Raw genomic sequence first — 26,084 nt, 5'->3', positions numbered from 1 at the left:
GGCCTTCTTTGGCTGGCTAACGGCAATCGGGATGACTGTCCTGCTGAGCGCCTTAGCTACCGCGATCGGCGTCGGCGTGGGAGCAGCGAATTCTTCCAACGCCGAACAAGCAGCGGAACAGGCGCAACAGAACGCAGAGACTCTGGGCATCGTCAGCGGCATCGTCCTGGCAATCGTCTTATTCCTGGCGTACTACTGCGGTGGTTACGTCGCCGGACGCATGGCCCGTTTCGACGGAGCGAAGCAAGGGCTCGCGGTGTGGCTATGGGGCATCATCGTCGCCATCATCGTAGCGATCCTCGCGACTGTGGCCGGGAGCCAGTTCAACATCCTCAGCGATCTCAATGGCGCGCCCCAGATCCCCGTCGACGGAAGTCTCATGACCGCCAGTGGCATCATTGGCCTCGCCATCGCGTTCATCGTGCCCCTCATCGGCGCCATTCTAGGTGGCAAGGCCGGAATGCGCTTCCACCGGAAGGTGGACCAAGCGGGGATCGACCATCAAACGGGAGTCGCCGGTTAGGCCACGAGCGGTCAGGGGCGTTTGAAACCAGGCTTCGAGCTACGTTCTTCGATGGATTCAAGCTCCTGGAACAGCGTGATTTGGAGCCCGCCGGGTGCTTCGAGCCGCGAATTCAACGACTTCCACGGGGTTTCCCTGGGTTCAGCAATCAAGGTGCCTCCTGCTTCGACCAAGTCTCTAGTGGCCGCGGCGGAATCATCCACTTCGAAGGCGATTCGAATCTTGGCACTGGGCTGTCCGTCGGCCTCAACCTGGTCGATCAGCCGCACCTGCGCGGGGTTGGAAATCTCCAGCGTGGCTCGGCCGGCTTCCAAGATGGTGACGCGGGCGTCCCCTTCCCCTTCAAAAGCAGCCTGCTCCGACAGGCCCAGGGTGTCGCGGAAGAACATCAATGCAGCCTCGTAATCCTCAGCCTCCACGACGAGGCGCAACTGCCGGACCGGTGACTTTGGGCTTGGTTCACTTGTCATGTCTGTACCGTAGGACCTGACACCAACGTGAGGGCAAATACTTATGCGTATCGGCGAACTCGCTGCAGCGACCGGGGCTAGCGCGCGTTCACTTCGCTACTACGAAGATCAAGGCCTTCTCAGTCCGTTGCGCTCACAATCCGGGCAGCGGACCTACAGCCACGACGCTGTTCAGCGCGTCGGGTTAATGCAGCGTCTCTTCGACGCCGGACTCTGCAGCAAAGCAATGACTGAACTCCTGCCCTGCATCACTGATCCTGGAAAGCGGACATCGGAATTGCAGGCCCGGCTCCTGCGCGAACGGGCAAGACTCAGCAACAACATCGCTGTGATCGAGCGCCACCGCGCGTCCTTGGACCATCTGATCGACGAACTGCGCACTTTATCCACATAGCGGCGATGAGGGCTGATGCCTGATGGACCCAAATGACATTGTTGATTTATGGAAGGCATTGGGCAGACATTGGCGCGGCGGGCGGATTCGTCCGGTGCCGACGGGCTGCCGGGACGCATCCCCCTAAGAACGACAGCGGTGCCCGGTGAGATCGCAATCGGTCATAAGCGCTCGACGGCGGTAGCCTCCACTGCGGGCAACCCACTCACCGCTGAGCTGCTTCACGGCTTGGAGTCGATCGCCAACTCCTCGGAGTTCCAGCGGGACCGCAGGGTTGGCTCAAAACAAGGTTCGCCAACGAAATCAATTACATCGAGTGAGGACTTAGAACCACGCAGCGGCTGCACCGGCACCGTCCCGGGGCTGACTCAGGCGCTCGGCCAGGGGGCTGCCCTGTTGGAATCGATGCGCTCGACCGCTGCCGCGGAGGCCCGGCTGTTTGGGTTTGTTGAGGCCGCGGATTTTGCCGGCAGGGTCGAGGAGATCTCGCGATCCGTGGAGTATTTGCAGGTGGTTGCGGCGCACGCCGTGGAACGAACCCGGACGGAAGCACAGCATGCGCAGCCGGGGGTGTCGGCCGCAGCGCCGGAATGGCGGACAGGCTGGACTGAACCGGCGGGGCCTTCGACGGTTCCCGCAACCTCAGCCTCGGCGGATACCGTCCCGGCGGGAGCAGCAACTCATACCAGTACGGCCGTCGCGGGTGCGGGCAATGCGACGGCGACGGCATCCGCCAATCCTTTGGATGATGGGTACCGGAACGCGGCGGAGTTCCTTCGGGCACGGTTGCGGATCGGCATCGGCGAGGCCCGGCGCCGGCTTGCCCTCGCCGCCGAGGTCCTCCCCCAAGCCGGAATGACCGGCCAGGTCCTCCCGGCCCGGCGTGAAATCCTCGCCGACGCCATCGGGTCCGCGTCGGTGCCCTCCCGTTCGGCAACGATCATCAGTACCGCCCTGGACAAAGTCCGGCACCTCGCAGAGCCCCAGACCATCACCGACATGGAACACGCCCTCACCACCACCGCCATCGAATCCGACCCGGACTTCGTCACCAAAATGGCCAAACGATGGACCGACCTCATCGACCAAGACGGCCCCGAACCCACTGAAGAAGCACTCCGGCCACTCCAAGGCGCGTTCCTCCGCCGCCGACGCCGCCACGGACTCCACCACCTCGAAATCTTCGCCACCGCCGAACAATACGAAACCCTCACCACCGCCATGAACGCCGCCACCAACCCCCGCCTCAATGGTCCGGAGTCCGGCACGGCACCCAGCGAAGGCCCGGATCAAGGACCTGGCACAGGTTACCCGGCCGGATCAGGAGCCGACGAAGCAACCATGCAAGAAGCAGATCTCGGATCAAGCGGCCCGGATCTGGACCGGCGTTCGAGGGCGCAGAAACTCCTCGACGGTCTCGTCGGTGCGTGCAGCGTCGCCATGAGCACCGGGAAGCTGCCCTCCAACGGCGGCCTCCGACCCCAGGTCACCGTCACCATCGACCGCCGCGACCTCTTCAACCAACTCCAACTCAGCCCCACCCAGCCCGGCTCCGGGAACCGGCTCAGCACCGGGACCGCCACATTCCTGGGCCCGATCCACCCGAACACCATCCGCAAAATCGCCTGCGACGCCGACATCCTCCCCGTCCTGCTCGGCAGCGACTCACGCGTCCTGGACATCGGCCGCACCACCCGGATCTTCCCACCCCACATCCGCAAAGCCATCACCGCCCGCGACCAAGGCTGCGCCTTCCCCGACTGCACCATGCCCGCACCCTGGTGCGAAGCCCACCACACCACCTACTGGTCCCACGGCGGCACCACAGGCACAAACAACGGCACCCTGCTCTGCAGCCACCACCACCACCTCATCCACAAGGAGCAATGGCGCATCGACATGACAACAGGCATCCCCTGGTTCATCCCCCCACCCCACGTCGACCCCCACCAAACACCCCGACGCAACCACCACCACACACCCCACAAGACATGAGCGAAAGGTGGGAAGAGCTGGAAGCGGATTGCTGTTTCGGCGATTCAGCCACTCACTGATACAGCGAGCCACCAAACCAACAGCCAGTGAGTCACCGGGTGCTGCTAGTGCAGCATGCGGCCTGCCTCCACCAGGATTACCGGGAGGTCGGCCAACCTGTGTACGACTCCGCCAGGTATGCCTTGGCGTGCTCGGACGTCACAACGGAGTGCAGCTCACCAAGCTGGCGGGCGCGGTCGAAGTCGTCGGCGCCCGGCACGGTGTGCAGCATGGACGTCATCCAGTACGAGAAATGTTGGGCCTTCCAGACACGGTCCAAGGCGCGGTCGCTGTAGGAATCGAGCAACGCAGTGGAGCCGCTTGAGTAGAACGAATCCAAGCCTTCGAACAGCACCTTGACATCGTGTATCGCCAAATTGAGGCCCTTGGCGCCAGTGGGTGGGACGGTGTGCGCGGCGTCGCCGGCGAGGAAGAGGTTGCCGTGTCGCATGGGGGTGTGGACGAAGCTGCGGAACGGCAGGACCATCTTTTCCAGGACCGGCCCTTCTTTGAGCTCAAACCCGTTGCCGTTGACTCGCTTGCGGAACTCGGTCCAGATGCGTTCGTCGTCCCAGTCGGCCACGTTCTCCTTGGGGTCGCACTGGAAGTACATGCGCTGAACGGTTTCGGTGCGCTGGCTGATCAGGGCGAAACCGTTCTCGGAGTTGGCGTAGATGAGTTCGTCGGCGCTGCGCGGGGCCTCGGCCAGGATTCCGAACCATGCGAACGGGTACTCGTGGAAGTACCATTTGCGGTTGGCTTCGGGGATCTGGAAGCGGCAGTGGCTGCGCGACCCGTCGGCACCCACCAGGAAATCGGCTTGGATTTCGAACTCCTGGCCCCCGGCGTCGGTGAACCAAACTTTCGGCTTGCCTTCGAGGTCGTGCACAGTGGTGTCCGTAACGCTGTAACGGACGACGCCGCCGTCGGCCTCCCGCTTGGCGGCGAGGTCCATGAAAACGTCCGTCTGCGGGTACAGCCACACGGATTCGCCTACGAGTTCCTTGAAGTTGATGCGGTGGCTTTCGCCGTTGAATCGCAGTTCGATTCCGTCGTGTCGGTCGCCTTCGCGCAGCACCCGGTCCGAGACGCCGGAATCAACCAGCAGGTTCACAGTGCCATGCTCGAGGATTCCGGCGCGGACCGTTTCCTGGATATCCTTGCGACTACGGATCTCCACCACCACCGATTCGATGCCCTGCTGAGCCAGCAAGTGGGAGAGCATCAAGCCGGCGGGGCCAGCGCCCATGATGGCGACTTGAGTGGTGATAGCTGTGCGTGCCATGGTTTTCCTCGCTTCGTTGCGTATCCCGGCTTGCTCGGAAGCGGGGATGAGTCTGGAATTAGTGTGGCCCGGGTTTCGTGATGAGCGTTACAACAATTCCGTTGAACGGAAAGCAGATCTAGTCGGCGAGTTGGCGCCCTATCCCTCGAGCCGCCGTCTGGAGCGCGGGCACAAGCGCTTGGAGCCGCATCTCCGCAAGGGGCACAACTACCCCGAGCGCCGCCACCGTGCGTCGCTTACCGTTCATCACCGGCACGGCAATGCCCCACGTGTCCGGGTCCACCACGCCAGCCAGTTGCGCGTACCCCTGCTGCGACGCTTCGGCCAGGTAATGACGCACGACGTCGGCAGTCACCTTTCCGAACGGATCCGCGAACTGCTCCAGGTACTCCGCCTGCAGTTCACGCGACTGGTGTGACATCAGGGCCAGCCCTGCTGAGGAAATATGGACAGGCATCCTGCCGGCGATCTGCGCCCTGTTGGCCACCGATCCCCGCCGGGAAAGCCGCTCAACGAAGAGCGCCTCCCATCCGTCAAGCACGGCCAAGTTCACATTCTGGTTGAGGACCTGCTGGATGTCCTCCATGAACGGCATGGCTGCCTGCCGGAGGGCAAGCGTGGGCGAATTCCGGTTCACGAGCTCCCACAGACGCAGCCCCAAGCGGACAGTCCCCCCGGCCCCAAGATCCAGAAGTCCGTGTTCGGAAAGTTGCCGGACCAAGCGATGGGTTGACGAAAGCGGGAGTCCGGCGCGATGGGCCAGCTCGCTCAGCTGCAGCGAGGGCACCCCTTCCGGAAAGGCCTCGATCAATCGCACCACGCGGTCCACCACAGAATCGCCGGATGCCGAGTTGGCCACGATACACTCCCTTGCCTCTTGGTCACTGCCTCTTGGTCGCTGCCTCTAGCCGCTGCTTCTTGGTTAGTGTCTCGTCTTCAATATGACGTGACACCCCAAAGCATCTTCCATTCAATGGTAGAACGTGTGCCAGACAACATCATGCGGTGATACAACTCTCATGAATGACCGACCGACCGTTCAGCGGTCGGGCCCACTGAGAAGTACCGAGGACGCTATGCCAACGATGTCATCTGCCCGCCGCTCCCAATGGCCTGTTTGGCTCTGTTGGCTGGCCATGGTCCTGGACGGCTTCGACCTCGTGGTCCTGGGCACCGTCATCCCAACACTCATCAAGACCGGCGAGCTTGGATTCGACGCCGTCGGAGCCACCTTCGCAGCCACCATTTCGTTGGTGGGCGTGGGCCTCGGCGCTCTCTTCATCGCGCCGCTCTCCGACAAGTTCGGACGCCGCAAACTGCTGATCGCCTGCGTGGCAAGCTTCTCCCTGTTCACCATCGGAGTTGCTTTTGCCCCGAACGTCGCCGTCTTCTCCCTGCTTCGCATGCTGGCCGGGCTCGGCTTGGGCGCCTGCCTCCCTGCCGCCTTGGCCTACATCAACGACTACGCCCCGGCCGGATCCGCGGGCAAGTCCACCACACGGACCATGACCGGGTACCACGTTGGCGCTGTTGCAACGGCACTCCTGGCCATTTTCATCGTTCCAAACTGGCGACTCATGTTCATCATCGGTGGCGTTGCCGGCCTGGTGCTCCTGCCGTTCTTGTGGGTCAAGTTGCCTGAATCGCTCCGTGAAGTAACGCCCGTGAAGGCCGGCTCAGCACAGGCCGGCTCGCCAAGGGCTGCCGAACGAAAGCCGAGCGAATCCGCGAACGCAACAACCGGCGTCGAGCATTCAACCGTCGCCAAGCCAAAGACAGGCTTCCGGGACCTCCTGCAGAAGCCCTATCCCATGGTTGCCGTGGGCATCGGCATCGCGTCATTCATGGGCTTGCTCCTGGTTTACGGCCTGAACACGTGGCTGCCGCAATTGATGGCCGCCGCCGGATACCCCGTGAGCACGGGCCTGACCCTGCTGCTGGTCCTGAACCTCGGCGCCGTGGCGGGTCTTTTCCTTGCCGGAGTTCTGGCCGACAAGCACGGGACCAAGAAGATTGTGCTGATGTGGTTTGGATTGTCCGCGGTGTTCCTGGCGATTCTGAGCGTCAAGATCCAGAACGAGTTCCTACTCAACGCTGCGGTGTTCGTCACCGGCGTCTTCGTCTTCAGCTCACAGGTGCTGGTCTACGCCTGGGTCAGCCAGCTTTTCCCGCCCCGCCTCCGCGGAACTGCACTGGGCTTCGCAGCAGGAGTGGGTAGGCTCGGTGCGATCGTTGGGCCTGCCGTGACCGGGACCCTGGTGGCCGCGAACATCGCCTACCCTGCGGGGTTCTACGTATTCGCCGCAGCCGGGATCCTGGCAGTGGCCGCGCTATTCGTGGTGCCGCATGAGGTCAAGACCGCTGACACCAGTGTGCCGGTAGACCACTAGACGCCACGTTGGCCGCTAAGTCGTGCGAGGAATCATCGACTGGCAGAGCGACTCCCGAGCCTTCCCCAGCAACTGCGGTCCGGCAGCGAAGCAGCGGTCCGTAGAGTTCTGAAGCGCCGGGAATGCCTCCACTGCGGAGTCGAAGTGGTCTTCCCGGATCATCAGCTCAATGGCCCGGCACTGGTCTTCTGTGTCCAGGGCGCCCACCATGGCCGAGGAAACCTTGAGGCTGAGGATGGCGTCCATGCTCGCGTCGACGTCGTGCCGGCACAAGCCGTTGGAGATCCTCAGCATCCGGTCGGGCAGCATGGACAGATATGTGGAGAGAAAACGGAGCGCTGGTGTTGAGTCTCCCAACTCGTCAGCCAGCACTGTCAGCTTGCACGGTTCAAGGGCTGTTGCCTCCGGCGTTGGGTCCGGGTCCTTACTCACCGCTGGCTGCCTGGGGAGCTGCGACGCTTTCCGGCTCTGACTTGCTGGGGTCTTTGGTCCAGATGGAGGCGAGCATTCCGATGACCAGGATGGTGGGTGCGCCGTACATGAGGGTGTTCATGACGATGGGTTCGCGGAGGGTGCGGATGGCGTTGCCGACGTAGGGGATGGTGGCGATTTGTTTGTCCACGGTTTTGCCTTGGAGGGTGGCGATCCAGGGGTCGATGCCGTTGTTGGCGTCGCCTTTGGTTTGGACTGCTACGCCGCCGTCGGCGGTGGTGGTGATCTCGGTGATGCGGTGGGTTTCCACCCGCTGGTCTTCGACGGGGATGTGGTAGGTGATGACGTCGCCCACTTTGATGTCCGTGACGGGTGTGGGGACGGTGACGACGACGTCGCCGGGGTTGATCAGCGGCGCCATGGAGCCGGTGAGCATGGTTGAGGTTTGGTAGCCCAGGATCCGTGGTCCGATCGCCAGGAACAGGAACACCATTGCGCCCAGGATTAGCATGCCCGCACCAATTCCCCTGGCTACCTTGCCGGCGACCCGCCGGAACGCACCCGGTTTGCCGTTGGCTGTTGTTGCGGCCGCAGCTTCCGTAGGGATCACGACGGCGGCAGTAACCTTCCCGGCGGAACGCCGGCCATGGACTGCGGGTTCGCTGATGGTGGTGATGGCGCTCATTGCCTGGCGTTCCTTCCGTGGCTGGGTGGGTCTACCGGCGGACCTGATCGGGCAGGGGGGCGCCCGACCAGGCCCGGCGGGGCTGTTGTTGTTTCTAGGGCAGTGCTTACTTGGTGGTTTCGGTGCGTTGGGTGCCGGTGAAGGCGAAGGCGATGGTGGATGCGGCGCCTTGGAAGTCGTTGTTCGCGGTGGTGGGGAACGCGGTGGTGACTTTGAGGTTGTCGGTTTTGGCCGAGGTCAGGGAGGTGAGGTTGTTCAGGGCCTTGTTCGCTGCGATGACCGGGCCGGAGGCCAGGACGGTGGTTTTGGTTCCGGTGCAGTTGTAGGGTGCAGCGGCGCCGGTCCAGGCTACGGAGCAGTTTTCGATGGTCAGCTGCAGGCCGTTGGTGGCGTCCGTGGTGAGCAGGGATGCGGTGGCGCCGGCGGAGGTGGTGAGGGTGACGTTGTTCAGGTCCGAGTTGCCGGTGTTGGCCAAGGTGACGAGCTTTTCGACCTTGTCGCCGGGCAGCAGGCCCGTGACGGGGACGTTGAGGGTGTTCGCGGGGCCGGGTGCGCCCAGGGCGATGGTGACGGTGCCTGCGGTGACGGCCTGGGAGGCGGAGGTGGAGGAGGTGAACGCGCCGTAGGTGCCCATGCCGGCGACGGCGGCTGCGGTGCCGACCAGTGCGACGGAAGCGAGGATCTTGCCTGAGGTGGTCTTGAGGCTGATGGCCATCTGAGTATGGTCCTTTCGGGAGGCCACCGCGGGTCCGGCCGGCCGTTCTTTTTCAGCCTCTCTGGCTGACAAGAACTACTGTGCCGGGCCCGGATCAAGAACCAATCCTGTGTTCGGTCAACAGTTCCTCAGGAAACCCTCAAGACTTTCAGCAGTCACACAAGGTGCCATGTGCAACACTTCATGATGCACGTGAACGGCCGATGAGAGGGCAGGAAAAATGCCAATGTGGTTGCAGGCCTTGATGTGGGGAACGCTGGCCGGCGGTGCCTTGGTCCTTGGGGCGGGCATCGCGTGGATGTGGAAAGTACCGCCCAAGATCGTGTCCACGGTGATGGCATTCGGCGCGGGTGTATTGATCTCAGCGTTGGCGTTCGAGTTGGTTGACGAAGCCGTGGAGGGCGGCGGCTTGCTCCCCACAGTCCTCGGTTTCCTCCTGGGCGCCCTGATCTTTGTGGGCTCCAACGCCCTGCTGGCCCGTGCCGGCGCCAAGCATAGGAAACGCTCCGGCGGCTCTCAGCCTTCCGAGAAAGACTCCCCCGGAAGCGGCACGGCCATCGCAGTAGGTGCCCTCATTGACGGCATTCCCGAATCCGTGGTCCTCGGCGTCGGACTCCTCGCCGGTGGAGCAGTCAGCCCCGCCATGCTCGCCGCCGTTTTCATTTCGAATGTTCCCGAGGGGCTCTCCAGCACGGCAGGCATGAAGAAGGCCGGGCGCAGCCCCGCGTACGTCTTTGGTACGTGGATCGGCATCGCTGTGTTCAGCGGGCTTGCTGCACTTCTGGGGTACACCGCATTGGAGAACGCTCCGGAAACCGTGATCGCGTTCATCACCGCCATCGCCGCAGGCGGCATCCTTGCTATGCTCGCCGACACCATGATTCCCGAGGCCTTCGAGGAGCATCACAACCTGACCGGGCTGACTGCCGCCGTCGGCTTCCTGAGTGCCTTCACCATTCATCACGTGGGCGGCTGACGCGCTGCACCGGCATGAGCGGGGAGGGCTGGGTCTAGAAGGGCAGCAGCCCAAGCGCCGGCACGGCAACCGCCGTCGAGATTGCCATGGCCGCTGTATTACCGATGACAGGATGGAATCCGGCCGGCAGCCGCGCGGATATGGCCTTGGCTATAGGCGGCGCAAGGACCGCTCCCACTACGGCCCCACCCACCATCGCCGTCCAGGAGCCGCCGTACGCGAGGACTGTTGCAGGAGCCACTGACACGACGGACGCGTAGGTGGCCGCCCACCCGCCGTCGCGGTACCAACCACTCCATAGCGTGACGCCGATGGCCGACGTCAGCGCTTGGGCAAACAGTATGTGTGGCAACAGGCCCGTTCCGTACGACGACAATCCCGGGTTCAGGACAAACGCCGCGCCCACGGCCAGGATCACGCAGGCGCCGGCGAGTTCGTTGGCAAAGAAGTGGGTTTCGGTGAAGTCCCTGAGGACCCGGCGCGCCGCCCACTGGACGTCCCTGAGAAATTTCGGGATAGGGCCCGACGGCGGCAGCTCGGGTTGCGTCGCCGGCCGAGGCTCCCGCAGGACAAGCCACGGCAGCCGCCGGGCAAGCATGAACGAGATGACCGACCCCACTGACATAGCGAGGACACACGCCACCACGGCTGGCAGGCCAAGCGGCGCAGAGACGGTAGGGATGAACAGCAACGCCAGCGGTGTGGTGGTGGCTGCCCCCAGGATGGCGCCGGTGATGCAAGTCCGCCACCCCGCCCCGTAGAGAAGAACCATGGCAGGGGCGACGCACACCAACGGCACGAATGTTGGCTGCCACCCGTCGTCCAGCATCCATCCGAACGCCAGGTTGGACAGCATCAGACTCAGTGACGCCGAGGTCAGGACCCACGGCCACAGACCTGTGCCGTAGCTGAGCGTGCCGGCCCATTTCGCGCCTCGTCGGCCGGCCCACCACGCAGCCGTGGCACCCGCGAGCAGTCCGAGCGCTGCAAGATCGGACTTGTAGAACAAGGGCTCGGTCATGTCGCCGAAGAACCAGCGCAAGGCGGCAAACGCCGAAACGGTGGTGTCCTGCGGCCAGCCCTCGTAACCGGGGCCAATCCGCGGCGAATGCTGCGCCAGCCAGTGGAGGAGAAGTGCGAATCCTCCGATGACGGCGGCAATTCCAAATGCTCCCAGGGCGGTGCCGGCGGCGGTGCGTTCGCCGCCTGTTTGGAGCGAAGGTTCCGACGACGATTCCGCCGGATTTTCCGACTGCGGGACGGCGTTGTCGGCTGCGAAAGAGTGCGTCATTGGTGGCCCTAAGCGTGCGGAGTGGCGTGGCTTTGAGCAGCGTAACGGACCGTTGGATGCAGTCCGCAGCCGCCGTGCTACGGGAGATTTGTGACCGACCGGCGCCCAGGCCCCAGGGCTGCCCGTGGTCGAGCCGGGGCCACCGGCGCTCACCCTTAGTGGGTGATCTTTCTGTTCAATCGTTACCTATCCTCTGAAGGCACGCGCAGTTGGGCGTCAGCGAATTGAGAATGGTGTTGTGGTCCTGCCGGGGATCGGTTCCCGTGCCGGATGATGGCGGTCCAGCCCCGGGCCGAATGAACGATGGGAAAGACACCATGAGCTTTTTGGAATCGTTGTGGAGCATCATTGTTGCTTTTTTCTTTATTGCTTACCTGATCCTCCTCTTTCAGATCATTTCCGATCTTCTCCGCGATAAAGCCCTCAGCGGTGGCGTCAAAGCATTGTGGATCCTGTGCCTATTTGTGGCTCCCTTTATCTCCGCATTGATCTACGTGATCATGCGCGGGAAGGGCATGGCCCTACGCAGTGAAATACGGGTCCGGGAATCCGTTGAAGAGGCGGAGAATTACATTCGTGAAGTCGCCGGAGCCCCATCGCCCACCCAGCAAATCGAAGCAGCCAAGGCACTGCTTGCGGCTGGAGATATAACCGAAGCCGAGTACGCTCGCCTCAAGGAGATCGCTTTGGCCTGACTCAGGCTACGGTCCGCCATTCCCGTACGGCCGAAAGGGACCGCATGACGCGATTGAAGGCATTTCCGCTGCTGGAGGGCGGACCGTTTCGATTCGGCCTCATCGCAGCGCTCGGTGTACTGGTCGCCCTGGCCTTGGGCTCCGCCGTCATCACGCTGCGGTATTCGCTGACCTTGATCTTTGCGGCCCTGTTTATTTCACTGGGGCTCTATCCCTTGGTTCGCTGGCTGGAACGCTGGAAACTCTCCCGCGGTGGCGCCGTCCTTGCTGTGGCGGTTGGCTTCCTGGTGCTTGTAGTGGTGCTGATCCGTTTCATTGTCCCGATTCTGGTGGAGGAGGGCGCCGCGCTGGTCCGGGTGCTTCCTTCCAGCTTTGATGCGGTGGGAGAACAGGAATGGTTCCGGGACTTCAACGGCTCCCTGGGCGGAGCACTGTCGCCGTTGCTCGAATGGCTGGAAACCTCGGCCGCGGATCCAAATGTGTGGCTTGCCATTGGCGGCGGCGCCGTGCAGGTTGGCTACAACGTGGTCAACGGAACCTTCGCCGTGATCTTCGTAGTAGTCCTAACGCTCTACTTCGTGGCCGGGCACGAGGTCATGAAGTCCAACCTATATGCGCTGGTTCCGGCTTCCCGCCGGGAATCTTTCGCTGATATCTCGGAAACAATTATCGCTTCCGTGGGTAAATACCTGAGTGGAATGTCAATTCTCGCCCTGCTAAATGCGATCTTCACCTTCATTGTCCTGTCGGTTGCCGGGGTGAGATATGCGGCAGTACTCGCGGTCCTGGCATTTCCCATCACCCTCATACCTTTGGTGGGCAGTGCGATCAGCACCGCAATCATCACAGTGGTTTCGCTTTTCACGTCTCCCGCAACTGCACTGGTGGTTTTCCTCGTCATGCTGGTCTACATGCAGGTGGAGGCCTACGTACTGACGCCCCGGGTAGTGGGGAAGGCGATCAGCATCCCGGGCTCCTTGGTCCTCATCGGCGCGATGGTGGGAGGGACGCTTCTGGGCCTGCTGGGGGCGCTGATAGCGTGCCCCATCACCGCCTCGATTCTGCTGATCATCAAGAAGGTTGTCATACCGCAGCAGAACGCCAAGTAGTGCGGCATGCAAGGACTACTGAACGACGTCGATGTTGTCGCCTTGATCTTGTTGGCGCTCCACATCGTGCTCGGATCAATCGCGGCGGTGATGGTCTCAGCCAATCGCCGCCCGTCGTCCGCCATTGCCTGGGTACTGGCGATTATCTTCATCCCCTACCTGGGAATGGTGGCGTTCCTGCTGGTGGGCCGCGGCAAGCTTCCCAAGGCTCGGCGGGAGAAGCAGCGCGCCGTGAACGAGCTCATACTGGGACGGACGCCAGGCCTCTCAGCAGTCAGCCACAGTGAGGAGTGGCCCGCCTGGCTGCGGTCCGCCGTCGAACTTAACCTCCGTCTGGGCGCGCTGCCCATGGTGGGCGGCAACCGGGCCGAGTTGCTGGAGGACTACAAGGGTTGCTTCGATCGAATGATCGCGGACATCGACTCCGCCACGGAGTACGTGCATGTGGAGTTCTACATTCTGGCGTTGGATCCCACTACGGCTCCGTTCTTCGAGGCCATGGCCAGAGCACGCGCGCGTGGCGTGGCGGTCAGGGTCCTGTTCGATCATTTGGCGGCGGTGCGTGATCCCACGTATCGGGACATGCTGCGCGCTTTTGAGGGGATGGGCGCCGAATGGCATGCCATGCTCCCCCTCCGACCGTTCAAGGGACAATGGCAACGCCCGGACCTGCGCAACCACCGCAAGCTGGTGGTGGTGGATGGAAGGGTGGGTTACACGGGTTCGCAAAACCTCATCGACGCGTCCTACAACAAGAAAAGCAACGTCAGGCGCGGGCTCCAATGGCACGAACTGATGGTGCGGTTGGAAGGGCCAGTGGTGCGCGAGCTCAACGCCGTGTTCGTCACTGACTGGTACAGCGAATCCGAGACCCTGCTGCCGCTGGACACCTCCCCGGTTGTCCTCGGTTCCGCGCCCGAGCTCATCGACGCCCAGATCCTGCCGAGCGGCCCCAGCTTCGACAATGACAACAACCTCAAGCTGTACACCACGCTCATCTACAAGGCCGAGCATCGCGTCAGCATCACCAGCCCCTACTTCGTGCCCGACGAAGCCATCCAGTTGGCCATCATTACGGCCGCCTCCCGGGGCCTCAGCGTGGAGCTCTTTGTGTCCGAAGTGGGCGACCAAGCCATGGTTTATCACGCACAGCGTTCCTACTACGAAGTGTTGCTGCGGGCCGGTGTCCGCATCTACCTCTACAAGGCCCCGCAGGTCCTGCACGCCAAGCACTTCACAGTGGATTACGACGTCGCTGTGATCGGCTCAAGCAATATGGATGTCCGATCGTTCAGCCTCAACATGGAAGTCTCCGTGCTGGTTCACGGACGCTCCATTGTGGACCAAATGCGGGCTGTTGAAGACGGCTACCGGGAAGCCAGCACGGAGTTGCTGCTGGAGGATTGGCTCCGGCGGCCAGTGGGCCACGTGGCACTGGATAACCTGGCCCGGCTGACGTCGTCGCTTCAGTAGCCGCTCACGTCACTAGCCCGGCTGGGTTAAGTCAGTCGTCCAGCTGGAGATACCACGTCACGCCGGCACTGATACCCCTGCCCAGCAGCAGCGAGAAAGCTATTGCCATGACCACTGCGAATTCGGTGGACAAGCCAGGCAAAAGCCCTGAAAGGGCACCAATGCCAACGGAGTATGCGGACCACAGGATGCCGGCAGCCACTGAATAAAGGATGAACCTTCCCCGCGGAACGGGCGTGATGGCGCTGGCCACGTTCATGGTGAGCCGCCCCAAGGGAACGAACCTGGACGTCAGGACCCACGACGCTGCGTGCTTGGCTAAGCGCTCCCGGGAAGCGTGCAGGGCCTTCTGGGTCCGGGGGCCACGGAGTATCCTCCAGTTGGCCATATCCCGGTGCCGGACCAGTTCATACGCCCCCACATCGCCGGCCACGGCACCGGCCAGCATCGCCACCACCAACAAGAACCCGTTCGGAAGGTTATCCGTCGCTGAAAGAGCTCCCAATGCCACAAACAGGGACGTCGTGGGAATTGGCGGGAAGACGGCAGACAACGCCACGAAGATCGCTCCGAGCGGGTAGACCCACCCGGAATCCGCGGCGCTCATGAAGTCCTTAAAAGCCTGCACGGTGAAACCCCTCTCCCGGGCCTCGTCCAAGCGTCTCACGGCCGCCAAGATCATCCTTACGTCCTGGAGTCGCCACGCGGATCGCCTTTACCGGGTGAATCCTCGATACCCCGCCCTACACTGAAGGAGTGGACGACCAAGGTGGTACCCGCCCGGACCTCTTGAGCCTGAAGCCAACTGCGGTCCCCCGGCTGCCCTTGGTCCTGCTGGCTCGATCCCGACTCGTGGCCAAGCTCGACGACACGGCCGATACCGTCCTCATCTGCGCCCCTGCCGGGTACGGAAAAACAGTGCTTCTGAGCCAGTGGCTGGAAGATCAGGCACACAAGGTGGCGTGGCTCAGCCCCAACCAACACAACAGGGAAGCGCTTTGGCCCGCGATGTTGCAGGCGCTGAGGCGATCCCCGGCCATCCCGCCCGGTGCACTCAGGCAATTTTCCGGAGAAGAAGAAGATGCCGTGGAAGTCCTGGGTGACCTGGCCCAGGAGCTGGCCTCCACCGGCACCAGCGTTCGCCTGGTCATCGACGGAGTGGACGGCTTCAGTTCGGATGAACGCGAGCGTTGGATTCCGGCGCTGCTCAACCAATCCGGACCACCCATCCAACTGGCACTCGTTGCACGGGACAGCACTGCAGTTGATGCCGGACCTGCCCGGCTCAGCGGCCGCATCGTGGAACTGCGCTCGAGTGACCTGGCTTTCAGTCTTGAGGAAATCAACGTACTGGCAGCAAAGACGACCACCCTGACGGGGATGCACCAACGGCGCGAGCTGTTCAGGCAGACCGCGGGCTGGCCTGCCTGTGTAGTCCTCGCGCTGCGTTACCTGCGCGAAGCCGCCGATACCGAGGCCCCCTTGGGAGACATCGCTGCCAACAACCGGCAGCTCTCCGATTACCTGGACCACCACATCATCCGCACCCTTTCCGGTGAAGAACGGCATGTCCTTTCCAGTACCAGTGTGTGCCGCGTGGTGGTTGCTGCTCAGGCCAATACCCTTGCAGGCCACCGGAACGCCGGAAGCATCCTCTCCAGCTTGGCCGATGACCGCGACCTTGTTGAATCGGCAGGTAGCGGGCGGAAAGTCTTCCTGGTCCATCCCCTGATCCGTGCGTTCTTCAGGGCCGAACTGGCCCGGAAGCAGCCAGACGAACTACTCCGCTTCAGCCGGATCGCCGCCCAGTGGCATGAGCAGGCCGGCGAACCCGAAGCGACGCTCAGGCACGCCATGGACTCGGCGGACAACGGCCTGATCGGCGAAGTCCTTGAACGGCACGGCGCATCACTCCTGGGGTCCGGTGAAGTCATGCAGGTCCGCCGTGCGATAGCGGCTTTGCCCGATGCCGCCTTCGCCACGAACCCCACGCTCTGCGTGGTTGCCGCCCTGGCACACGTGGAAAGCCGTCAGCCCACCACCGCAACCCGCTACATGGCCGCGGCTAACCGAACCCGGGCAGACGACTTACCTCCCGATCTCCGCGAACTGCAGGCATTGGCAAAAGCACGCCTTTCCTGGTTCAACGATGGCTGGGAAGATCAGGACCCGCAAGCCACGGCGGACTATGCTGCCCTCCGTTTCTCGAGGCAAAGTGATGTCCGCATCGAGGCGAGAATGGTCAGCGTCACCGCCGCACTGGTGGAAGGGAAATATGGAACCGCGGAGAACGAGGCTTCCGCCGCCCTGATGGAGGCCACCGAGGCGGGCAACGCCTACCTCGCCGGCAAGGTGTACCTCAAACTCGCCGCCACCTACTCCATGCAAGGCCAGCTACGCCGTGCCAGTCACTTCCTGCGGCTCGCCGAGGACAAGCTTCCGGCACACGTGTGGACGGCCGGAGCCGGCAGGTCGGTTGGAGCCCTGATGCATGCCTCTGCTGCGCTCCTCCGAGCGGAACCAGCAGAAGCCCTGCGTTTCGCTGCAGCCGGCGTTGCCGAACTCGGTCAACTCGGGGCTGCCTCCAAGGGTGTGGGAGCTGCCATGCGAGCCACCTTGGAAATAATCACTGCGTGCGCGCACATGGATTCCGGGGACAGGCGCAACGCTCTTGAAGGCATGCGCCAAGCCCGCCTGCGCATCGGCAGGGACCATCTCTTTGCACAACCCCTGGCTGCCTGCATCGCTGTCATTGAGCACACGGCCGCGCTGGTACTGGGGCATGCCGACCATGCCCGGGAGGTCCTGGAATGGGCGGAGGAGCGAATACCAGGAACGGGTGAGCTTTGCCTCCTCCGCGCCCAGGGTCCAGCAGGGATCAGCCGATTCGACGCCGCTGCCGATCGGCTCAAGCCGTTTCACACCGGTGCGGTGAAGCCCGTGCTGGAATGGACCCGGCTCCACGTTAACGTCCTGGAATGCTCCATGGCCATCCGGACCGGACGACGGTCACTTGCCGGCAAAATTCTGGAAGAAGCCCTGCGTCAAGCCGACGACCTGGACGTGCTCCGGCCCTTGGCAATCGCGCCCCACGAGGTCATTGATCTCCTGGTGGAAAGGGCAGGTTCCTACGGACCCCAAGAGACTCTCGCTCAGCGCCTGCTGGTTTTGCGGCCGCCCACCGATGCCCGGCGGGCGCAGGCCTTGACTCCCCGGGAACGGGAAGTCCTCACTCTTCTTCCGTCTCACTTGTCGCAGGAACAGATGGCAGCGGAACTCCACTTGTCCGTGAACACCGTGAAGACGCACGTTCGGATTATCTATTCGAAGCTGGGGGCCGGTTCGCGGCATGACGCGGTGGCCGCAGCCTACAAGAGCGGATATTTGCCGTAGCCGTGACCTCGGAAGACGCCGCTCATCGACCTGGCCCTCGGCTACTCAGCCGAATAACAGCCTTTAACTCCTGGATAACCCCCGGAGGGCAGCAAAGAGGCCCCGACCCTGCAGAACCAGCAGCAGCGTCGGGGCCTCTTTGTCATTCAGACGGTTATGCCTTCTTGCGTGTGACCAGTCCCCAAATGATGAGTACCAGCAGTGCGCCGCCGATTGCGAGCAACCACGTGGAAAGCGACCAGAACTCGTTGATGCCTACATTGAAGAGCGCGCTGCCGATCCAACCGCCCAGGACGGCACCCACGATGCCCAGGAGGATCGTGGCGATCCATCCGCCACCCTGCTTGCCGGGCTTGATGGCCTTTGCGATGGCTCCGGCAATCAAACCCAAAACAATCCAACCGATGATTCCCATTTTTCTTTCTCTCTTTCATGAAGAGGCCCCAGTTCGGCATAAGGACGCATGCCGCTATCGGCCTGATTGTTGGCTACCAGCTGAGCCGTCGGAGCATACCGACGGTTTGGCTGGCAGACGGCCTGCCGGCAGGATCGGGGTCTGTCATGGCATGAAGCACCATGGACCAGCGCCGCCGCACCGTGCCGGGAATTCGGGGTTCTCCAAGAGTCCTTGCCACCATGGACTCAAGGGGAGGGCCTGGGAACGCTTTGGTTCCGGTCAGGCATTCGAGGGCAACCAGTCCCAGCGAGTAGATGTCGCTGGCGGTTGTGGACGTTCCGCCGCACACTTCTTCAGGGCTGAGGTAGTGCGGTGTGCCCGAGGAAGAGTTGGGCACACCGTGGCGTCCGTTGAGGGCAATTCCGAAGTCGGCCAGTTTAGCGACTCCAGGGCCGCCGGGATCGGACGCGAAGTCCACCAGGATGTTGCCCGGCTTGATGTCGTTGTGGACAATTCCCCTGCGATGAACGTGGGCCAAGGCGCGGGCAACGTCGGTCATCCACGCGGCAGTTTGTTCCGGGGACGCGGGCTTGTCCTGCAGGATCCACCGCAGGTCCTTACCGGCCACCAGCTCCATCACCACGAAGTGGCGGTTGTCCTGACTGACGCCGACGCCGTCGCCACGGGAGTCGGTGTCACCGGAGTCGAGAATCCTGACGATGTTCCTGTGCCGCAAACGTCCATGGATTTCCAGCTCCCGCCGAAAAGGGGCGTTGTCCAAGGAGTTCGTTGACCTGAAGATCTTGACCGCCACCGTTTTGCCGGAGAGCAGATCCAATGCCTCGTTGACATACGCTTCCGAGCCGCCACCCAGTTGGGCACCGAGCCGGTAACGCCCTCCAAGCAGCACGTCCTGGTGCACCGATTTTGCGCCTGCATTTGCACTGGCATTTGCGGCCGGGCGCTCAGCAGTTGCGGCCCCGCGATCAGCGCGGACGGCCGCCCGGTCAAGGAGCGTCACTGCAGGAGGGATTCGATTTCGGCGGCGGGCACTCCGGTCACGTCGGCCAGAGCGCGAGGGTCGACTCCGGCGTCGACCGCTTTTTTGAACGTCAGTTCCAGGGTGTTCTGGGCGATTGCCAGTTCATGCTGCAGGCTCTGGCGGCGGAGAGCGGCGATCCAGACGCCGCTCACGGGGTCCAGGGCGTCGATATCCATCCGGAAGCCGCAACCGCAAGCCCACTCCGGCCAGATGGGTTCCACTGAAACCCACTGCATGGAGTCATATGATGGCCCGGCGGAGATGGCCATGTGTGCACCGCAATGCACGGGCCCCTCGGGAATAACCTGCTCCGTGACTACGTCAACGGTATTCTCAGCCACTGGTGTGGAGCTTGGTTCACGCAGCGCGACTGTCATCGTTCTCTCCCACACATTCCCTAGTAAGTAGCTTGGCTATCTAGTTATATGTGTACTTACTACTTAAGTCCAGTCGGGATTATGTGGCGATGGTGTCAATTGCGCCGCGCATACGCCTGAGAAATTCAACCACTACCGCGGATTCCTCGGCACTCAAGGTGCCCGCAACCTCCATCATTCGGGCGTGCATGTCGCCCAGAGTGCTGCGTACTTCCTGGTCCGACCCTGGGGTTGGTTTGAGGATGAGTGCCCGCCTATCAGTGGGATGCGGTTCGCGGATGACGTATCCGGACCTGACCAGCCGATCCACCAGCGACGTCATGGAAGCGGACGTCATACCCAGGCGGACCGTCAGCTCTTTTGGCCCCACGTCCCTGCCCGCGCGCTCGGCTTCCAGCAGGTACCGCAGGGCCAACAGGTCCGTTTCACCCATTCCCATGGAGGCCTGGGTGCGGCGCCGCATGTCGGCTTCGGCCGAGCGATAGTCCCTGAGTGCATTCAGGACGTCAACGGCGCCCATCTGCTTGCGGCTCTCCAGTCCGTACCAATAGCCCTGACGTTCACTTTTGTCGCTCATCACCAGTCCTTTGGTAGACATGTATCTCGATTGTCTAAGCAATTGATACTAGGTGATTTGCGCGGGTGGCGCAGACCGTCACCGGTCCCCGGGTGGCTAAGCGTCCGGACCAACGGCCCGTAGTCGCCGCCAAACAGCCGGAGCTGCCACCACTGCAACGCCGACGGCGGCACCAATGACGGTCTCAACGATGCGATCACGCAGCAGTAAGGCAGGATCAACCGGCGCCGCCAACAGCGTGGCGATCAACGCCAGCGGCGTCACAAACACCTGCGCCACCAGGTACTGGCGGGCAATGAACATCTCCGCTCCGAACTGGCACGCGGCAATGACCAAAACCATGGCCCACGGCGCGGGATTCAGCCACAGAATGCCGGCCAGCAAAACCAGCCCAATCACCGTACCCGCGATCCTTTGAATACCACGGCTCACCCTGTGACGAGTCGAATGACCCACCAACGGAACTACGGCCGCCACCATGGCCCAGTAGGTATGACCGAACCCCAGCCGTTCCCCCACCAAAGTCGCGATGGTCCCCGCCAGACCCGCAGCCACCAGGTAGCCGCCGCCTTCAAGCCAGATCGCCCGGCGCTCGGCTGAGGTGTGACGGATGGGCGGCGGCCGTTTCCACGGCGTCCGGTGGCTTTTGAGTACGCGCGAAGACATGCCGATGAGCAAGCAAAAGACTGTGGTCCCCACCGCAACCAGCATGGCTTCCCAGAGGGGAGGCTGCGCGGCGATGGAAGCAATGGCAGCGAAGGCAAAAATGTGAAAGAGTGAGCCGCCGGGCCGCAGCCGCCACGCGGCCACCACCACGGAACAAACACCGGCCACAACGGTAGTCGCAGCCGTCAGGAGCCAGGAATATGCTGCACCTTCGATGCCTCCAGCTTGCGCAAAACGGGCCATGAGCGTGGCCAGAAGAATGATCAAAAGCATGAAGCCGCCGGCGCGCAACTGGCTCCGGAACCGCACGCTGTGGGGCTCATTCCGGCCATAAATTCCGGTGAAGGCACCAAACGACGCAAACACGGCCAAGTCCAGCCGCCCCAACAGCGTCAACGTAATCAGCGGAACAAACACACCTACAGCGCAGCGGAGTGCGGGATGGTGGTCCTTGTTTCCAGGGCCCATCGTGAACATTTCCGCTACAGCCTTCAAGGAGCGGCTCGCCTTTCGTCGCAGGATCAAAAGTACGACGGCGGCGCTGGCGTCCGCTTCAAGGTTACGCCCGGGATTTAGGGCTACCCCGGTAATGGGCGTAGATAGTGCCCCTCATCACGTGGGCGAGGGGCACTGCCTCTGGACAAATTTCTGGGGTCAGAAGAGCGCGGGAGCCCCTGAAACCGGCGAGGTGCCAAGCTGGTTGCCAGCGACGTCAGTCAAGCCGGAGGCGGGGGTGTAAGTGGGGTACACATTCGTCGAGGTGACTGTGTTTGTGCCTGCGGTTCCCGCTCCCAAAGTAACGGTGAGGGTGCCAATGCCGTTCCATACCAAGGAGGAGGCGTTGCCGCCGTTGCCTTGCCCCGAGAAACTGCGGCTCTGGGTGGTGTAGTTAGCGCCGAGGAAAACACCGCCGAGCCTGACAGTACAGGCTCCGCTGCTGACTGTGAGGACATCGTTTGCATCGACGCTGACGGTCACTTGACCGCTGTTGGCAGTCAGGGACTGGGCGCCTGTAGCCGACCAAGCGCTGCAGATCAGATTCCCGTTGAGTGCATCGGAGAATGTCAGCGTAACCCTATCGCCCTTGTCGAGGATTCCGGCGGCTCCACCGTTAGTGAGCTGAACCCCGGTCACCGTCGGTGCGGTCACGTCCTTCGTGGAATCTGCCGTACCTGCAGTGCCGGTGTTGCCGGCTGCATCTGTTGCCCTGGCGGAGTAGTTGATGGTTCCGTCAGTGAAGTCCCTAAGATCAACCGGAGTTGCCGTCCAGTTTCCCGAACCGTTGGCCGTCATGGTTTGCGTCAAAGGCTGGGCCCCGGCACCGGTGACCGTGAGAACCACGGTTGAACCGGGTTCGGCGGTGCCGCTGACAGGAACGCTGTTCACGGTGCTGGAATTCACGTAGAGAGGAGCAGTAATTACAGGTGCTCCCGGCGGAGTCGCGTCCATGGCCGTAGCCGTGCTCCTGGTGCTTTCCGCGCCTTGCCAGGCCGACAACAACGGGGTGACCGCGTAATACCAGGTCCCGGTAGGAACGTTGTTGTCCACGCAACTGAGGGCGGCGATGGTACCCGTGCAGGTTCCTGCCGCAGCGATCCCGGTACCTGCGGTGGCTGTGGCGTAACGCGCGATGCTGTAGCCGGTTACGGGCCGGCCTGCCGCCGTCGTACTCGCCGTCCACGTGACCGTCACGCTGGTGCCGGAAACCGCGGTAGTGGGCCTCGCGCCCTGGGCTACGGCGTCGGCCTTGGCCGCACCGAATCCGCTGCTGACCGAACCCCAGAACGCACTGGCAGCCGGCCCTCCCCAGGAAACCAAAAGTATCCCGAGGACAATCACGACGATCCTGTTCCAGCGTCCAAAGGTGGCGGACGAGGACGTCGCCCGGCCCGTGGCCTGATCAAGCCGGCTCATTTCCGTACCTCCAGAGTGACGGGAACGTTGAATTGGGCACCTTGGCAGGCTGACACGGACGCCGCACTCATGCTGGCCGCATTGCCGAGCGTGAGCTGGATGGAGGTGTTCGGCTGGATGATTACTGCGGGGGTCAAGGGTGCGGCCGGGGGCGTGAACGTCACTCCGGTGGTGGCGCATCCCGGGTGCCCGGAGTCGGCGGTCACAGGACCGCTCGCCGCAATGCCGTAGATGGTGACGGCGTGGGCGTTGAGGTTGGTGGCGCGCAGAATGACGTCGGCAGTCCCACCGGGGACCAAACTGGTTTGCAGGGTATCGCCAGGGATGAGTGCGTCCACTGTGACGGCCTGCATGGTGCCATTCGTTGCCGATCCACTACCAATTCCGGTGGTAGTCCAGTAGGCGTACGCGGAGCCTGCACCGCCGAGGATGCAGAGGGCCACGGTGGCAGCGGCTGTTCGTGCCAGGCGTCCGGTGCCTGGAGTGCGCGGGGTTCGGACTGTCGCAGTCATGTCAGTTCGCCTGTCCCGTGCCGGAGTACGTGAGCTTGAGGGTGGCGCCTTTGCAACCGTCCTGGAGCTTGGAGGTGTCGAGCATGGCGATCTGCGGTCGTTTGGACTCCGGCACGCCGAGCTCGGAAAGGGTGCGGACGCCAGGTGCAACCGTCAGCGGGTACACCCCCGAATATTGGGTGATCTTGTAGTCCGCCGTGGTGCAGGGCAGGTTGGCGGCCACCGCCGCTGAGGTTCTGACCACTTGGCTGATAGCCATGGTCAGATTGGTCACCGCGATGCTCTTGTTGTGGGAGTTGGAAATCTGGAGATTCACGGGCCTGGTGATTCCCGGTGCGAGCAAACCATCCACCGAGCCGGAAACGTCAAAGGTCCGCTTAACCTCCAGGACGTGCAGCTGCGCGGGCGCTGAAGCCTGCACTGATCCGCTGGCGCCCTTCACCGTGAAGTCCGTCTTACCGGCAAGTGTGGTGGGGCCCGTCTGCACTGTCATGGTCACCTGCGCGGTGCTTCCGGAGGTGAGAACCACCTCCGACGGTTGCCACGCCACTGCCGCGCCTGCCGGCAGCCCACTGGCGGCGAACGTGACAGTCCCGGCGAAACCTCCCGTTGACGTGGCTGACACGGTAAACGAGGTGGACTGCCCCGGGTCCAGGGTCCGGCTTGAGGGAGACAGCGCCACCGCAATCCCCTTGGAAACCTTGGCCTGGTTCCCTTGCGAGGTGCCCTGCCCGCTGCTTGCTGCGAGGGCCGCCACCGGGACGAAAGCAACTAGGAGCGCAAGTATCAGCGCACGGAGTGGCAATCTTGTTCGGTGGAACGGCGTTGTTCGCGTTGGCCGGTGGTCCATGGAAGCTCTTTTCGGACGTGTTCGGTGCTGCGGGCAGGAATGCGTAGGCCGGGGACCACCACTCGCAAGGTGGTCCCCGGCGCTCCGACGCTAGCTGCTGGTGACGTTGACCTTTACGACTGCACTCTTGCAGGCGTCTTGGTTCACCGCTTCGTCCTTGAATTTCAGAACGCCGGCGCCCACGGATGTTCCTGTGGTGTTGGCGGCGACCGAGCTGTTGCTGGTGACGGCCGTGACCTCGAACCATTCCGGAAGACAGCTCGCCACATCGGTGGTCACATTGGCGCTGAGCGCCCCAACCACGGTGCTGGAGGTCGTGGCATTGTCGGCAGTGTAGGCAACGCTAACCTGGTTGCCCGGTGCCAGTCCGCCTGCGAACGTCGCGTGAAGGGTGACCGTTCCGCCGCCGGTCGAGTTGGTTGCCGTGCCGTTGCCCGAACCGGTGGTGGTCCAGTAGGCGTAGGCAGCTCCGCCACCCACTGCTACCAATGCAACGCCTGCGACGGCTGCGGTGACCCGGCTCTTCTTGGAAAGCTTGCGCATGATAAGACTCCTTGGTTGATCTACGTCCCGGGGAGCCGCGTCGCAACCCCCAGCATCCGATCGTTCTTGTCGGATGAAGCGATGTCCCCAATGGTTCATTCAGCACAAGCCCTGTGGCTAGCTTTCCGGGTACGCCTCTTTTCATTCGAACAGGGAGTAGAAAATACCCACCTTCATGATGCAGGTACTTAGTTTTTGTCCTCGGACTACTTGGTCCGTTGCCAGAAATTACTGTCAGATTAGGCCTGGGAATACTCAATTTCCCGGAGTATGTCCAAGAAGTGGACAGGGCCTCAAAGCTGCGTCACCGCCCGAATCGGGGCATGTGTGCGCGAACATTGTGCCCATCTTGAGCTAAAACTGCGCTGGCGTTCGATTGCTTCGGCATCATGACTTAACCCCCGACGGCGGCCAGCCGCCTCCCAGAGGCAACCATCCGCCGTCGTACTACTGCTGCAGTCTGCGCCGAGACACCCGTCGATCATGGCCGCTGTCACTGCGGGCAACGATTCCAAGGAGCTGAAGCTGTAGAGCTGGATGCCATCGATTCCCGGGCGTTCGGCCAGTTCGTGGATCAACGCGTCCCGCGAATAGCGCTCGCCTGCCAGGAGCCGCCGGGCGAACGGTCCCTTCTTGCTGAGGAACTTCAACGACGAACCGACGCCGATCTTGATGGCCAGCGAATTGAGCTTGGCCTTGGGCACCGCGCCTGCGGCGCCGGCAGTCACCGGAAGGTGCACGCCTTCCCTCCGCAGCCGGCCACCACAACCCTCATCTCGCCGCTGGTGATTTCCGCGATGTCGAGACCTTTTGGGCGCGCGAGTAGCGGCTGTTGTGGAGCGGCGCTTAACCGTGGGCGGCGAGGATGGTGGAGGCTTCCTGGCGGGTGGTGCCGGAGGACTCGATGTGGGAAAGGGCGGCCGGGATTTCCCAGCCCTTCTTCCGCATCGCGGTGGCCCACAGGCGTCCGGCCCGGTACGAGGACCGCACCAACGGCCCGGACATGACACCGAGGAACCCGATTTCTTCGGCCTCGTGCTGGAGGTCCACGAACTCCTGCGGCTTGACCCAGCGGTCCACGGGCAAGTGCCGCTCGGACGGGCGCAGGTACTGGGTGATCGTGATCAGGTCACAACCGGCCGCGTGCAAGTCACGGAGCGCTTCGGAGATCTCCTCCCGGGTCTCGCCCATGCCCAGGATCAGGTTGGACTTGGTCACCATGCCAAGGTCCCGGCCCTGGGTGATGACATCCAGGGACCGCTCGTACCGGAACGCCGGACGGATCCGCTTGAAAATCCTCGGCACGGTCTCCACGTTGTGCGCGAACACCTCGGGCTTGGA

General features: G+C 62.9%; 28 protein-coding genes. 9 read left to right on the top strand and 19 right to left on the bottom strand.

The genetic code is table 11. The features are described 5' to 3' along the window. Positions 1–31: 31 nt before the first annotated feature. Positions 32–523 carry a hypothetical protein gene (locus tag AC1RJY_RS20285; RefSeq protein ID WP_498603121.1) on the top strand — a complete coding sequence of 164 codons (492 nt, stop codon included), beginning with the start codon at positions 32–34 and terminating at the stop codon, positions 521–523. Between the two features lie 11 nt (positions 524–534). Here AC1RJY_RS20285 and AC1RJY_RS20280 read toward each other — a convergent pair whose 3' ends face one another. Then, positions 535–993: a VOC family protein gene (locus AC1RJY_RS20280; protein ID WP_011776573.1), complete on the bottom strand. Its 459-nt coding sequence runs from the start codon at positions 991–993 to the stop codon at positions 535–537. A gap of 43 nt (positions 994–1,036) precedes the next feature. On the opposite strand from AC1RJY_RS20280, the gene AC1RJY_RS20275 reads away from it, so the two are divergent. Both AC1RJY_RS20275 and AC1RJY_RS20270 read left to right on the top strand, forming a co-directional pair. Next, positions 1,037–1,387 carry a MerR family transcriptional regulator gene (locus tag AC1RJY_RS20275; protein WP_498603120.1) on the top strand — a complete coding sequence of 117 codons (351 nt, stop codon included), beginning with the start codon at positions 1,037–1,039 and terminating at the stop codon, positions 1,385–1,387. A 48-nt stretch (positions 1,388–1,435) separates the two neighbouring features. After that, complete coding sequence (locus AC1RJY_RS20270) at positions 1,436–3,382, top strand: HNH endonuclease signature motif containing protein (protein ID WP_498603119.1); 1,947 nt, start codon at positions 1,436–1,438, stop codon at positions 3,380–3,382. A gap of 136 nt (positions 3,383–3,518) precedes the next feature. Here the strand turns inward: AC1RJY_RS20270 and AC1RJY_RS20265 are convergent, their stop codons facing one another. Continuing rightward, complete coding sequence (locus tag AC1RJY_RS20265) at positions 3,519–4,706, bottom strand: 4-hydroxybenzoate 3-monooxygenase (RefSeq protein ID WP_498603118.1); 1,188 nt, start codon at positions 4,704–4,706, stop codon at positions 3,519–3,521. A 118-nt stretch (positions 4,707–4,824) separates the two neighbouring features. Further along, positions 4,825–5,565: an IclR family transcriptional regulator gene (locus tag AC1RJY_RS20260; RefSeq protein ID WP_011776577.1), complete on the bottom strand. Its 741-nt coding sequence runs from the start codon at positions 5,563–5,565 to the stop codon at positions 4,825–4,827. A gap of 217 nt (positions 5,566–5,782) precedes the next feature. Between AC1RJY_RS20260 and AC1RJY_RS20255 the strand changes: the two genes are divergently transcribed. Next, positions 5,783–7,096 (top strand): MFS transporter, encoded by a 1,314-nt coding sequence (locus AC1RJY_RS20255; RefSeq protein WP_498603117.1) that lies wholly within the window; start codon positions 5,783–5,785, stop codon positions 7,094–7,096. 15 nt (positions 7,097–7,111) lie between these two features. Here the strand turns inward: AC1RJY_RS20255 and AC1RJY_RS20250 are convergent, their stop codons facing one another. From AC1RJY_RS20250 to AC1RJY_RS20240, 3 genes are all read right to left on the bottom strand, one after another. Continuing rightward, positions 7,112–7,528: an Hpt domain-containing protein gene (locus tag AC1RJY_RS20250; RefSeq protein WP_498603116.1), complete on the bottom strand. Its 417-nt coding sequence runs from the start codon at positions 7,526–7,528 to the stop codon at positions 7,112–7,114. Beyond that, positions 7,521–8,213, bottom strand: a complete 693-nt coding sequence (locus AC1RJY_RS20245; protein WP_498603115.1) for a signal peptidase I — start codon at positions 8,211–8,213, stop codon at positions 7,521–7,523. Before AC1RJY_RS20245 ends, AC1RJY_RS20250 begins: the two co-directional genes overlap by 8 nt. Before the next feature lie 106 nt (positions 8,214–8,319). After that, on the bottom strand, positions 8,320–8,928 hold the full coding sequence (locus AC1RJY_RS20240) for a TasA family protein (protein ID WP_014923184.1): 609 nt from the start codon (positions 8,926–8,928) through the stop codon (positions 8,320–8,322). Positions 8,929–9,148: 220 nt separating this feature from the next. On the opposite strand from AC1RJY_RS20240, the gene AC1RJY_RS20235 reads away from it, so the two are divergent. Then, positions 9,149–9,904 carry a ZIP family metal transporter gene (locus AC1RJY_RS20235; RefSeq protein ID WP_210065441.1) on the top strand — a complete coding sequence of 252 codons (756 nt, stop codon included), beginning with the start codon at positions 9,149–9,151 and terminating at the stop codon, positions 9,902–9,904. Between the two features lie 34 nt (positions 9,905–9,938). Here AC1RJY_RS20235 and AC1RJY_RS20230 read toward each other — a convergent pair whose 3' ends face one another. Beyond that, entirely contained in the window at positions 9,939–11,195 is a 1,257-nt protein-coding gene (locus tag AC1RJY_RS20230) for a hypothetical protein (RefSeq protein ID WP_498603114.1), read from the bottom strand. A 317-nt stretch (positions 11,196–11,512) separates the two neighbouring features. Here AC1RJY_RS20230 and AC1RJY_RS20225 point away from each other — a divergent pair, with 317 nt between their 5' ends. From AC1RJY_RS20225 to cls, 3 genes are read left to right on the top strand one after another with little or no spacing between them, the layout of a single operon-like run. Continuing rightward, positions 11,513–11,890, top strand: coding sequence for an SHOCT domain-containing protein (locus AC1RJY_RS20225; protein WP_238324414.1), 378 nt, complete (start codon positions 11,513–11,515; stop codon positions 11,888–11,890). Positions 11,891–11,934: 44 nt separating this feature from the next. Then, on the top strand, positions 11,935–12,999 hold the full coding sequence (locus AC1RJY_RS20220) for an AI-2E family transporter (protein WP_498603113.1): 1,065 nt from the start codon (positions 11,935–11,937) through the stop codon (positions 12,997–12,999). Positions 13,000–13,005: 6 nt separating this feature from the next. After that, the gene (gene cls, locus AC1RJY_RS20215) at positions 13,006–14,472 is read left to right on the top strand and encodes a cardiolipin synthase (protein ID WP_498603112.1); all 1,467 of its coding nucleotides are present in this window, start codon (positions 13,006–13,008) and stop codon (positions 14,470–14,472) included. Positions 14,473–14,503: 31 nt separating this feature from the next. On the opposite strand, the gene AC1RJY_RS20210 is transcribed toward cls, so the two are convergent. After that, positions 14,504–15,154, bottom strand: a complete 651-nt coding sequence (locus tag AC1RJY_RS20210; protein ID WP_014923189.1) for a DedA family protein — start codon at positions 15,152–15,154, stop codon at positions 14,504–14,506. 74 nt (positions 15,155–15,228) lie between these two features. Here AC1RJY_RS20210 and AC1RJY_RS20205 point away from each other — a divergent pair, with 74 nt between their 5' ends. After that, positions 15,229–17,865 (top strand): LuxR C-terminal-related transcriptional regulator, encoded by a 2,637-nt coding sequence (locus AC1RJY_RS20205; protein ID WP_498603111.1) that lies wholly within the window; start codon positions 15,229–15,231, stop codon positions 17,863–17,865. Between the two features lie 154 nt (positions 17,866–18,019). Here AC1RJY_RS20205 and AC1RJY_RS20200 read toward each other — a convergent pair whose 3' ends face one another. From AC1RJY_RS20200 to AC1RJY_RS20150, 11 genes are all read right to left on the bottom strand, one after another. Continuing rightward, positions 18,020–18,280, bottom strand: a complete 261-nt coding sequence (locus AC1RJY_RS20200; RefSeq protein WP_011776589.1) for a GlsB/YeaQ/YmgE family stress response membrane protein — start codon at positions 18,278–18,280, stop codon at positions 18,020–18,022. Positions 18,281–18,353: 73 nt separating this feature from the next. Next, positions 18,354–19,283: a serine/threonine-protein kinase gene (locus tag AC1RJY_RS20195; protein ID WP_014923191.1), complete on the bottom strand. Its 930-nt coding sequence runs from the start codon at positions 19,281–19,283 to the stop codon at positions 18,354–18,356. Further along, a complete protein-coding gene (locus AC1RJY_RS20190) occupies positions 19,280–19,681 on the bottom strand; it encodes a hypothetical protein (protein WP_014923192.1) in 402 nt (133 codons plus the stop codon). Before AC1RJY_RS20190 ends, AC1RJY_RS20195 begins: the two co-directional genes overlap by 4 nt. 79 nt (positions 19,682–19,760) lie before the next feature. Next, complete coding sequence (locus AC1RJY_RS20185; RefSeq protein WP_051025037.1) at positions 19,761–20,258, bottom strand: MarR family winged helix-turn-helix transcriptional regulator; 498 nt, start codon at positions 20,256–20,258, stop codon at positions 19,761–19,763. Between the two features lie 96 nt (positions 20,259–20,354). Continuing rightward, the gene (locus AC1RJY_RS20180; protein ID WP_498603110.1) at positions 20,355–21,419 is read right to left on the bottom strand and encodes an FUSC family protein; all 1,065 of its coding nucleotides are present in this window, start codon (positions 21,417–21,419) and stop codon (positions 20,355–20,357) included. A gap of 159 nt (positions 21,420–21,578) precedes the next feature. After that, the gene (locus tag AC1RJY_RS20175) at positions 21,579–22,838 is read right to left on the bottom strand and encodes an Ig-like domain-containing protein (protein WP_498603109.1); all 1,260 of its coding nucleotides are present in this window, start codon (positions 22,836–22,838) and stop codon (positions 21,579–21,581) included. Continuing rightward, positions 22,835–23,350: a hypothetical protein gene (locus AC1RJY_RS20170; RefSeq protein ID WP_498603108.1), complete on the bottom strand. Its 516-nt coding sequence runs from the start codon at positions 23,348–23,350 to the stop codon at positions 22,835–22,837. Before AC1RJY_RS20170 ends, AC1RJY_RS20175 begins: the two co-directional genes overlap by 4 nt. A gap of 1 nt (position 23,351) precedes the next feature. Continuing rightward, positions 23,352–24,200 carry a COG1470 family protein gene (locus AC1RJY_RS20165; protein WP_498603107.1) on the bottom strand — a complete coding sequence of 283 codons (849 nt, stop codon included), beginning with the start codon at positions 24,198–24,200 and terminating at the stop codon, positions 23,352–23,354. A gap of 90 nt (positions 24,201–24,290) precedes the next feature. Next, positions 24,291–24,743, bottom strand: coding sequence for a hypothetical protein (locus AC1RJY_RS20160; RefSeq protein WP_498603106.1), 453 nt, complete (start codon positions 24,741–24,743; stop codon positions 24,291–24,293). A 293-nt stretch (positions 24,744–25,036) separates the two neighbouring features. Then, on the bottom strand, positions 25,037–25,471 hold the full coding sequence (locus AC1RJY_RS20155) for a hypothetical protein (RefSeq protein ID WP_498603105.1): 435 nt from the start codon (positions 25,469–25,471) through the stop codon (positions 25,037–25,039). Between the two features lie 118 nt (positions 25,472–25,589). Further along, positions 25,590–26,084: lipoyl synthase (locus tag AC1RJY_RS20150; protein ID WP_498603104.1), on the bottom strand; the 495-nt coding region annotated here is incomplete at its 5' end.

Source organism: Arthrobacter sp. GW822-FHT05G07 (assembly GCF_058799755.1).
This window is presented reverse-complemented; position numbering and strand designations above follow the sequence as displayed.